General features: G+C 40.8%; 8 protein-coding genes. 1 reads left to right on the forward strand and 7 read right to left on the reverse strand.

Going from position 1 to position 11,048, the window contains the following annotated elements; all coding sequences use genetic code 11:
• Positions 1-480 precede the first annotated feature (480 nt).
• Both J2Y67_RS26940 and J2Y67_RS26945 read right to left on the reverse strand, forming a co-directional pair.
• Positions 481-1,467 carry a hypothetical protein gene (locus tag J2Y67_RS26940; protein ID WP_310179169.1) on the reverse strand — a complete coding sequence of 329 codons (987 nt, stop codon included), beginning with the start codon at positions 1,465-1,467 and terminating at the stop codon, positions 481-483.
• 24 nt (positions 1,468-1,491) lie between these two features.
• Positions 1,492-1,749: a hypothetical protein gene (locus J2Y67_RS26945; RefSeq protein ID WP_310179171.1), complete on the reverse strand. Its 258-nt coding sequence runs from the start codon at positions 1,747-1,749 to the stop codon at positions 1,492-1,494.
• A 346-nt stretch (positions 1,750-2,095) separates the two neighbouring features.
• On the opposite strand from J2Y67_RS26945, the gene J2Y67_RS26950 reads away from it, so the two are divergent.
• Positions 2,096-2,917 carry a hypothetical protein gene (locus J2Y67_RS26950; RefSeq protein ID WP_310179173.1) on the forward strand — a complete coding sequence of 274 codons (822 nt, stop codon included), beginning with the start codon at positions 2,096-2,098 and terminating at the stop codon, positions 2,915-2,917.
• Between the two features lie 48 nt (positions 2,918-2,965).
• Here the strand turns inward: J2Y67_RS26950 and pruA are convergent, their stop codons facing one another.
• The 5 genes from pruA to pcrB form a co-directional block, all read right to left on the reverse strand.
• Positions 2,966-4,513 (reverse strand): L-glutamate gamma-semialdehyde dehydrogenase, encoded by a 1,548-nt coding sequence (gene pruA / locus J2Y67_RS26955; RefSeq protein WP_310179176.1) that lies wholly within the window; start codon positions 4,511-4,513, stop codon positions 2,966-2,968.
• A 141-nt stretch (positions 4,514-4,654) separates the two neighbouring features.
• Positions 4,655-5,800 (reverse strand): CamS family sex pheromone protein, encoded by a 1,146-nt coding sequence (locus J2Y67_RS26960; protein ID WP_310179178.1) that lies wholly within the window; start codon positions 5,798-5,800, stop codon positions 4,655-4,657.
• Positions 5,801-5,814: 14 nt separating this feature from the next.
• On the reverse strand, positions 5,815-7,821 hold the full coding sequence (gene ligA / locus J2Y67_RS26965) for an NAD-dependent DNA ligase LigA (protein WP_310179179.1): 2,007 nt from the start codon (positions 7,819-7,821) through the stop codon (positions 5,815-5,817).
• A gap of 26 nt (positions 7,822-7,847) precedes the next feature.
• Complete coding sequence (pcrA, locus tag J2Y67_RS26970; RefSeq protein ID WP_310179181.1) at positions 7,848-10,088, reverse strand: DNA helicase PcrA; 2,241 nt, start codon at positions 10,086-10,088, stop codon at positions 7,848-7,850.
• A 67-nt stretch (positions 10,089-10,155) separates the two neighbouring features.
• A complete protein-coding gene (pcrB, locus tag J2Y67_RS26975) occupies positions 10,156-10,839 on the reverse strand; it encodes a heptaprenylglyceryl phosphate synthase (RefSeq protein ID WP_310179183.1) in 684 nt (227 codons plus the stop codon).
• Positions 10,840-11,048 lie beyond the last annotated feature (209 nt).

Here is an 11,048-nt window from a genome sequence, read left to right on the forward strand (position 1 = left end):
TTTAACGGGCATTTCAGATCGTTCGGGCAATGAAACTACTTTTCTTTTCCCTTTTAACGGGCATACCAGATCGTTCGGGCAATGAAACCACTTTTCTTTTCCCTTTTAACGGGTATACCAGATCGTTCGGGCAATACCTACCGAAATATAAAAAAATTGCAACACACTTAGCCAGATTGGATAAGGTGTGTTGCAATTTATTAGGTTTGATTTGCTCCCTGTTGATTGAAGCGGAAGGTGCGAAGACTCCTCGGAAATGCTATCGCATTTCCTTCGTGCGTGGGCGGATTCGAGGAAGCAATTCAATATCCTGCGGGAGTACGGGGCAGGGGAGACCCCGCAGGCGCTTTCATCGCCGAGGAGGCTCCCCGGCACGCCCGCGAACCGCACGCACCTGGAGCGGAAATCAACAGGCCCAATAGCATAGACAACCTTTTAATAAAAATGGGTAATTTAGATTTAGACAAAATGGAAAAATCTTTATGCAGGCTGTTTTCTTTTAAGTCTAAATTGTAGTTTTGCCACTTGGGAAGCAACTACCGGAACAAACAAGCCGATCATCGCAACTGGAATCGCCTCCCACCATACTAATGGCGGAGTAATTAATAGTCCTAAGCGGTTAATGGCAAATAAGGTCAGAAAATAGAATAAACTACCGGCAAATCCGGCGAACCAACTGTCCCTTCTGAATACTAAATAAAAAATCGGGATAAATAAAAGGGTAACCGGAACATAGGATGTCGGATAATGAACAAGATAAAAGACCGATTTAAAGATAAAACGTAATAGGATATAGAGTGCTACTGCCATAACCGGAATAGCGTAATCCCGGCAGAGTTTATTAACAATGACCGTAAACAAGGCTACTAACAACACCGAATAAAGCGGGTACACCCATTGGGGGATTCCTCCAAAGATTTGTGATGCAGGGTCTGAAATTAGCTGAAGAATTTCTTTTGAGGCAATGGAACGTCCGTGAATATATTGATCATACGATATTGCTCCATTTTCCTGTTGCATATTCGGAAACATTAAGCATTCCAGCAAAAACATCGCAAACCAAGTATGCAGTGATTTCCATGTTGGTTGTTGATCCTGAGTATATTTAAAATAGGCCCGCCAAACACCGATAATCATAATATCAGTTGCAATATAATAAATAAAATGTGTTGGGCTCCAGGTGGTTAAATCAATTCCATAAGCGATATGATAGCTAAAGTCTAAGGGGATGCCAATTAAAAATAATACATACCCAATCGTTACAAGATTTCGCGAAAACCTATCCATGTAATGCAAATTACGCCACTCTTTAAATAATAAAAATGCTCCTATCGCAAATCCGCTAAAATTTACGATATGCGGAATGGAATATTCCTCGAATAGATACTTAAAATGGTAAGAGGCGTCCCATGCCGATCCAATGAATTTCAACAAGAACGCAATGACCCAGATTCGATAATATTTCAAAATCCAACCTCCTCTTTTTTCTATCTACCCCAATAGGTCAAAGACACTTCCATAAACCGCAATTAAAATATAATTAATCGCAAGTGCAACTCCGAAAGTAATTCCCGATTTAAGGACATTTTTTTGTCTAAATAATTTAACGATAAAGAAAATCCCCGCAATAACTAAGAACGTATTACAGGCTATTAGAGACCAAATTAAGCTGGGGCTTTCACTGTGCGGTACAGCGGTAACATGTAATAAATATTGAGGTAACAATGAATAAAATTCCATATTTTTCAATCCACTCACCTTTAGCAAAATAAAAACCTAAATCATGGTAGTTCTTATCATATCATTCTTTTCATTGATTTTGGATGATTATTTACAAAATTACCTTATATTGGATTTATAGGTAATTCCTCATAGTTTTTATTATAAACAATTAATACTTATAAAGTTATTAAAGGCAAATTAAATTTGTCCTAATTCTTCTTTTGACATCGAATGAATTCCATTTTTTATATTTGTCGTTGGTATTTTTCTTTACTTCTCTCCAATGTCTGCTTAGTATTAAATAATATATGCAATTGAATATCAAACTATAAAAGGACAACGATTGAATAGGTATGAAAGGGGCTTTTCAGTTTTGAAAAACGTTAAATGGATTCCAATCGTTTTAACGGTTTCCTTACTAACCTCATGTAATCCTATAAGGGTTCCAAAATCGACAATGGACCATCAAATGAGCGCAGTGCCACAGAATGTAATTCCAACAAAATCTGAATGGGAAGCGCCTAGAGTGCTTAAGCCTAACAAGAATATCCCAATTTCTATTTTAATAAAAAATAAATCCAATCAACCCATCCAAACGTTTGAAACAGTTCATACTAAAAAAATGCATTTAATTATTGTCAGTAAAGACTTATCTTATTTTTCTCATCTCCATCCTAAATATGAAGGAAATGGGAAATTTGATATCTCAACGACCTTTCCATCCGGAGGAGATTACCAGTTAATTGCTGAAGTTACGCCAAAGGGCGGAGGTGATAACAGTGTGGAAAAGCATTGGATGCATATCGACGGACCTGTCCCGAAATCCACACCACTCATTCCAGTTCAAAAGCTCACAAAAGTAGTCGATGGCTTAAAAATCACCCTATCTTTTGACCATCTAATGGCGGAAATGAACTCAAACATGACCTTTACGATTCGGGATGCGAAAACAAATGAACCGATTAAAAACCTTCAGCCCTATTTAGGAGCTATGGGGCATGCTGTTGCCATAAAAGACAACCTACAGGAATACCTTCACATTCACCCCATGACCACCAAAGGAAACGGACCAAAAGTAACCTTCATGACCTACTTCCCTCAAAAGGGAGTATACAAAATCTGGGGGCAATTTCAATACCAGGGACGCATCATCATTGCTCCTTTTATAGTGAACGTACCAAAGATGAAGATGTAAAAAAAAACCTCTTTCCAAAACATGGGGAGAGGTTTTTCCATTTTTTTATTAATACAATTCAGAGGTTGTTTGTGCTTGCATGTGTAGTAATAGGTAGTCTGGGCCGCCTGCTTTGGAGTCGGTTCCGGACATGTTGAAGCCGCCGAATGGCTGGTAGCCGACGATAGCGCCTGTACAGCCGCGGTTGAAGTATAGGTTACCAACATGGAAGTCCTCGCGGGCTTGTTCCATATGTGCGCGGTTGGAAGTGATGACCGCACCTGTTAAGCCGTACTCAGTATTGTTGGCAATTTCAATTGCTTCATCAAAGTTTTTCGCTTTTGTGAAGCCGACAACGGGGCCAAAGATTTCTTCCTGCATAATACGGGCTTTTGGAGCAAGGTCTGCAATAACAGTCGGTTTAATGAAGTAGCCTTTTGAATCGTCACCTTCGCCGCCAGCCATTAATTTACCTTCCTGTTTTCCAATCTCAACGTATTCCATGATTTTTTTGAATGCATTTTTGTCAATAACAGGACCTGTGAAGGTGCCTTGCTGTGTTGGATCCCCAACTGTTAATTGGTTTGTTAATTCAACCACACGGTTTAATACGGTATCATATACATCTTCAACGATGACTGCACGAGAACATGCAGAGCATTTTTGCCCAGAGAAACCAAAGGCAGAAGCAACAATGGATTGTGCCGCAAGTTCAAGGTCTGCTTCACTATCAACCACGATTGTATCTTTACCGCCCATTTCTGCAATCAAACGCTTCATCCAGATTTGGCCTTCATTAATTTTTGAAGAACGTTCGAAAATACGTAGACCTACATCACGAGATCCTGTGAAGCTAATGAAACGTGTATCTTTATGGTCAACTAAATAGTCCCCAACTTCTGCACCACTTCCTGGTACAAAGTTTAAGACTCCTTTTGGAAGACCTGCTTCTTCCATTACTTCAACAAATTTAGCTGCAATAATTGGCGTTGTAGATGCTGGTTTTAATAAAACCGTATTACCGGATACAATCGCTGCAACCGTTGTACCAGCCATTATAGCTAGGGGGAAGTTCCAAGGTGAAATAATAATTCCCACCCCAAGTGGAATGTAATCGTAACGATTGTATTCATTTGGACGGCTTTGAACCGGTACTCCGTTTTTGATCGCCAGCATTTGACGTGCATAATACTCAAGGAAATCAATTGCTTCCGCAGTATCTGCATCTCCTTCTCTCCATGGTTTACCCGCTTCTTTTGTTAAAAGTGCAGAAAACTCATGTTTACGGCGGCGAATAATCGCAGCTGCCTTGAAAAGCACATCCGCGCGCACTTCTGGTTTCGTTTTACTCCAAGTTTTAAATGCTTCTACCGCTGCTTGCATTGCCTTTTCAGCAAGCTCTTTGTTTGCTTTCGAAACGCGGCCAATTACTTCTTCTTTATTAGTAGGGTTATAAGAAACAATTTTGTCTTCAGTCGTAATTTTTTCGCCGCCAATGACAAGGTCATAATCTTTACCAAGATAACCTTCAACTGTTTTTAACGCGTTAAGATAGGCCTGACGGTTTTCTTCCACTGTAAAATCTGCGAATGGTTCATGTTTGTAAGGTTGTACCATTTTTAAACCCTCCTATGTATTAATAGCGTTTACACCCAAGCATTTTTTTAACATTATTCAATTCATAGTATTAATCATTTGAACTATTGTTATAACAATGAAAAAAAAGATCCGGGAGGTTCCGGATCTTTAGTATATTTTTTAATAAATATAAACAAACGGTTCTGTCTCGTTTGCCTTTTTGACAATAAGGGCCTCAGGACCATCAACAGATGTTACACTGACAGAAACAGAAATATATTTTGGAAAACGATCCATGACAAGACCTGTTACATATTGGGTAAAACCAACTGCTTCCATTTTTCCATAGAATTGAATTGGAATGGAAATTTTCAGCTCCTGGAGCTGATCGCCAACATAAAAGGCTCTGCCAATTACACCATTATAGTTAGGAAAATACTCTTCGACATCCTGCTTAAAGTTTAAAAATGCAGTAAGGTCATCCCTATGCTTTTCTTGTGCATCAGTTGACGGAAATAAGAAGTATTTTTCGTTTACTTTTTCCCAGCCATCAATACTTGAGCTGCCGGCATCTACATTCGTGTACGCAAAGAAGTTACCTGGAACAACCGATGATTTGCTCTGTGTTTCAAATAAAGCGATTGTCACTGGGATATTCTCCAATTTCTTCATACTGCGAATACGTTTCAATACTTCTGCGGCAATTTGTTCTCCTTCACTTTTCATTTTAGAATAGTCTATTTTCTTCTCATAGGTTGGACCGTATTGAACCGTTTGATAGTAATAAATCGAATTTAACGCAAGACCAACGGTAATTCCGCCTAATTTAACCGTTCCTTTGTCGGTTTTCGTTAAATAATCATGCTCCAAAATGTGAGCAAGGTATATCGGCGTTTCTCCTTTACCCGTATCAAGCGGATTTAATCCGATATTTTTTGATGATGTCAACCCTTGTTCCTTTAACTGGGACTTGGTAAATTTTCGATTTAACCAAAGTCTTATCGTGTCTCGTTTAATTTCCTGTCCTTCGCGAAAATAATATTTATCTGTATCGAAGGTATTTTGAGCAATGCTCATTAAACCTGTCTCAAATTCATCAATATCATATCTCGTGTTGAGATTGCCGACAATCATCCCGCGGGCTTCTCCCGGTTCAAACGGCAAAATCGTCCGATAATACTTGTCGGAAATATTATATTTTGGAATAATTGCTTTCCCTTTCGTTTTCTCCTTTGTTTGGACAACTTCATCCTGCTTCTGAAAGTTTAATGAACAGCCGCTTAGCAGAAGGACAAACGAAAAGGCAAGCAGTAAAAGCTTTTTCACGGTGGTAACACCTCTTATTTATTTAATTCAGCAATTAGCTTGTCTTCATCCCATACTTCAATCCCTAGTTCCTGTGCTTTGGAGAGCTTGGAACCAGCATCTTCTCCGGCAATGACCAGGTGCGTTTTTTTACTAACGCTTCCAGAAACATTCCCGCCTAGAGCTTCAATTTTTTCCTTGGCTTCATTCCTTGATAACTGCTCGAGTTTCCCGGTTAAAACAATGGTTTTTCCGGCAAAAATCGAATCAGATTCCGCTGCTGAAACCGGCTTTGCCCCTTTGTATTCCATATTAACTCCGTAAGAAGCTAATTCCCTAAGCAGTAAGCCCACTTCTTCTTTTTCAAAAAAAGTAACAATAGAATCGGCCATTTTATCGCCAATTTCATTAATAGCAAGCAATTGTTCTTTTGCCGCCGCAGCAAGCTGGTCCATTGCCCCAAATTCCTGAGCTAATGTTTTCGCCGCTTTCGCGCCTACATGACGGATTCCGAGACCAAAAAGCAGTTTCTCAAGTGAATTACTCTTTGAGGCTTCAATCGCATTTAACAGGTTAGAAACCGATTTTTCCCCCATTCGTTCAAGTGCCAAAACCTGTTCTCTTGTAAGCTTATAAATATCGGCGACATCGGCAATTAATTTTTCAGCAAAAAGCTGGCTGATTACTTTTTCACCAAGACCATCAATGTTCATAGCATCACGTGAGACAAAATGAATCAGGCCTTCACGGATTTGCGCCGGGCATTTCGGATTGATGCACCGTAGAGCAACCTCACCATCAAGACGAACAAGCTCACTTTCACATTCAGGACAATGAGTCGGCATATGGAATTCTATCTCATTGCCAGAACGTTCTCCAGCCAGGACATTTACGACCTCTGGAATGATATCGCCTGCCTTTTTGATGACTACTTTATCGCCAATTTTGATATCTTTTTCACGGATTAAATCTTCGTTATGCAAGGAGGCACGCTGGACGGTCGTCCCCGCCACTTTAACCGGTTCAAGAATCGCCGTTGGGGTTACCACCCCTGTCCGGCCAACACTTAGTTCAATCTCTAATAGGGTTGTCACTACTTCTTCTGCAGGGAATTTATAAGCAATTGCCCAACGCGGGCTTTTTGCGGTTGTTCCGAGCTGTTCCTGCTGCTCGAGCGAATCAACTTTAATAACAATTCCATCAATCTCATAAGGAAGATGCGGACGCTTTTCGACCCAGCTGTTAACATACTCAATGACATCTTCAATCCCCGGACATCTTCTTCGCTCTTTATTGGTTTTAAACCCAAGACTGTCTAGATAATCTAGTCCTTCACTATGGGAGGTTACACCCGTTTCACCTATATCTCCTATCCCATATAGAAAAACATCGAGATTTCGCGACGCTGCCATTTTCGGGTCAAGCTGCCTTAAGGAACCAGCAGCTGCATTTCTTGGGTTTGCAAAAGGTTCCTCACCATTCTCCTCTTTCGCTCGATTTAATGCTTCAAAGGAACGCTTCGGCATGAATGCCTCTCCACGAACTTCAATTGAAACATTCTCACGTAATCGTAACGGAATCGATTTAATCGTTTTTATGTTGGCCGTAATATCTTCGCCGATGGTGCCGTCCCCGCGTGTTGCCCCTTGAAGGAACAAGCCATTTTCATAACGTAAGGAAACCGCCAGCCCATCAATTTTTAATTCGCAAACATAGGAAACATCATCGCCTACCGCTTGACGGACCCGTCGGTCAAAGTCTCTCAAATCTCCTTCATTAAAAGCATTGCCAAGGCTCAGCATCGGGGTGCGGTGCTCAACCTTTTCAAATAGATCCAGCACTGGACCTCCAACCCGTTCAGAAGGGGAGTCAGGCGTTTTCAATTCCGGAAACTTTTCTTCCAGTTTTAATAGTTCCTGCATTAATTGGTCATATTCTGCATCCGGAACGGTTGGTTGGTCTAGCACATAATATTCATAGCCGTATTGATTTAATAGGTCTTTTAGTTCATTGATTCTTTGTTCAGCACTTTGAAGGTCCATAAATTCAGCCCTTTCTTCATCGTTTCTTATACCTTTTTAATCGGCGCAAATTTAGCAAGCAAACGTTTGATTCCTGTTGGACTAGGGAAAGCAATATCCAGTTCGGTCCCTTCCCCTTCGCCCTTCACACTGACAACCGTTCCAATTCCCCACTTACCGTGTTCGGCTTTATCGCCAACCTTCCAACCAACTTGATCACCGCCGGTTGTAGCTGCAACTGGCCGCATCACCGGTTTTCTTGCAACAGGGGCTCCAAATCCAGTACCGGAGCCGGCAAAGGAACTTCCTCTTGAACCAAATGGGGAATTCTTCCCAGCTTTTGGTGCCGCATCCTCCAAAAGATCTTCAGGTATTTCCTTGATAAAGCGGGAAGCCGGGTTCATGTTCGTTCGGCCAAAAAGTGTCCGCATTTGAGCATTGGTCAGGAATAGACTCTGTTCCGCCCTTGTTATCCCTACATAGGCAAGACGGCGTTCCTCTTCCATTTCTGCTTCCTCCATAAGTGAACGGCTGTGCGGAAATACGCCTTCCTCCATACCAATAAGAAAGACAACCGGAAATTCCAATCCTTTTGCTGAGTGCAGGGTCATAAGAACAATCGAATCCGCTTTTTCTCCTTCCTCATCCATTGAATCAATGTCTGCTACAAGGGCTAAATCCGTTAAAAAGGCAACAAGGCTTTTGTCCTCACTTACTTCCTCAAAGTTTTTCGTAACAGATAACAATTCGTCCAAGTTTTCGAGACGGCTTTGCGCTTCGAGTGATTTTTCTGCTTTCAGCATCTCACGATAGCCAGATTTTTCAAGGATTTCCTCGACTAGTTCCGTTACGGATAGGAATTCCTGCATTTGCGTATAGTTTCCAATAAAATCCCGGAATTCACGGGCGGACTTGGTAATTTTCGGGCTTAACCCAATTAATTCAATTGAATCTAATGCCTGGTATATAGAGAGATCATGCATTGCCGCAAAGTCAGCAATTTTATCGACCGAGGTTGAGCCAATACCGCGTTTCGGAACATTAATGATTCTCCGCAGGCTAATATCATCGTCAGGATTTGAAATCAATCGTAAATAGGCTAACATATCCTTGATTTCTTTTCTGTCATAGAACTTCGTTCCGCCGACGATGCTGTACTCAATATTCGATTTTAGCAAAACTTCCTCCATCACACGGGACTGTGCATTCGTCCGATAGAGAATGGCAATTTCTGAGAGCTTGTGCTTGCCATCACGAGTCAATTCTTTAATTTTTCCGGCAACAAACTGTGCCTCGCCCTGTTCGCTGTCGGCACGATAATAGACCAGCTTATTTCCCTCCGGATTTTCTGTCCAGAGGTTTTTCGCTTTTCTGTTCAAATTGTTTTCAATCACTTTATTCGCTGCGAGAAGGATACTTTTCGTCGAGCGGTAGTTTTGTTCTAAGAGGATGACAGTCGCGTTCGGATAATCTTTTTCAAACGATAAAATATTCGCAATATCCGCACCGCGCCACCTGTAAATGGACTGATCGGAATCACCGACAACACAAAGATTTTTAAAGCGCATCGCCAGCAGCTTTACTAATAAATACTGGGCTTTATTCGTATCCTGATACTCATCGACATGAATATATTGAAATTTTCGCTGATAATATTCTAAAACGTCCGGAACCCGGCGGAACAATTGAATCGTCATCATGATTAAATCATCAAAATCCAGCGCCTGATTTTTCCTTAAACGTTTTTGGTATTCTTCATAAACATCACTTACGACTTGGTCAAAATAACCACCTGCTGTTTTTGAATATTCTTCAGGGTCAATTAATTCGTTTTTGGCAGAACTGATTGCCCCGAGCATCGCCCTCGGGTCAAATTTTTTCGGGTCAATGTTTTTATCTTTTAAAATTCCTTTAATAACGGATTGTTGATCCGTTGTGTCAAGAATCGTGAAATTTCGATTGAAGCCAATCCGGTCAATATCCCGGCGTAAAATTCTTACGCACATGGAGTGGAAGGTGGAAATCCAAATCTCTTCCGCAGCTCCGCCCATCACCTTTCCAATTCTTTCTTTCATCTCTCTTGCCGCTTTATTTGTAAAGGTGATAGCTAAAATATTATATGGATTCACCCTTTTTTCCACAATTAAATACGCAATCCGATGCGTTAATACTCTTGTTTTACCACTCCCGGCACCGGCCATAAGTAATAACGGTCCATCTGTCGCCTTCACAGCACTTTGCTGCTCAGGGTTTAAACCTTTTATAAGTTTGTCTGATAAATATTGCATTTTTCCTCACCGCCAAATCAAACATTTGTTCTTATTTTACCATTAACTAGGCTATTCCAGCAATTTTCTATCGAACTGCCTGTACTGTTTTTAAGGCATTTTTAAAATCTTCATAAATCACGTTTCCAACAACAATTACATCGGCGAACCTTGCCATTTCCACTGCCTGTTCGTAAGTGGATATACCGCCGCCATAAAAAAAGGTCGCTTTTTCAAGGACTTTTTTCACATCTGAAACCAAATCAAGTTGTCCATATTGACCGCTAAACTCGAGATAAAAAATAGGCAGCTGAAACATCTTTTCCGCCATCATCGCATAAGCTCTTACATCTTCTGCCGTTATCGCAGTATCCGCTTTTGTCAGCTTCGCTGCTTTACAATCACCGTTCATGATGCAATAGCCTTCCATAACGATTTCTTCCCAATTCATAAGATCGCCATATTCCCTAACAGCTTGATGATGAAGGCCCGTTATCCATTTTGGATCCTTGCTATTTAAAATAGTGGGAATAAAATAGAAATCAAATCCAGGAGTAACGGTTTCAATACTCGATACTTCCAGTACACATGGTAGAGTAAATCTGCGGATTCTGGCCATTAAATCGAGGACATTTTCGAGCGTAACTCCATCTGTACCTCCCACGATCACTGCGTCTGTACCTGATTCACAAATTGCTTCTAAATGCTCATCCGATATCTGTTTATTTGGGTCGAGTTTAAACACATGGCGCCACTCGCGAAAATCATACATCCCAAAGTCCTCCTACATTCGTTTTCCATTAAACCATTATAGCATTAGAGGTACTGTAATATAAAAGAAAACGATGATTCAATTGATTGAAAATAAAACCAAAAAACCGAAGAGTTTGAACATATCCCTGTCAAGTAGACAGTATAAAATTAACCACCTTCTTCAGCGGCTTACATGGTAGTTGATTGAGGGTGCACTGTCAAGGAATG

The sequence above is a fragment of the Neobacillus niacini genome, from assembly GCF_031456445.1.
Classification (GTDB): domain Bacteria; phylum Bacillota; class Bacilli; order Bacillales; family Cytobacillaceae; genus Neobacillus; species Neobacillus niacini_I.

What these genes read in the sequence shown, in the direction of transcription:
- pruA (WP_310179176.1), bottom strand. Translation starts at nt 4,513, where the DNA reads ATGGTACAACCTTACAAACATGAACCATTCGCAGATTTTACAGTGGAA.
- ligA (WP_310179179.1), bottom strand. Translation starts at nt 7,821, where the DNA reads ATGGACCTTCAAAGTGCTGAACAAAGAATCAATGAACTAAAAGACCTA.
- pcrA (WP_310179181.1), bottom strand. Translation starts at nt 10,088, where the DNA reads ATGCAATATTTATCAGACAAACTTATAAAAGGTTTAAACCCTGAGCAG.
- pcrB (WP_310179183.1), bottom strand. Translation starts at nt 10,839, where the DNA reads ATGTATGATTTTCGCGAGTGGCGCCATGTGTTTAAACTCGACCCAAAT.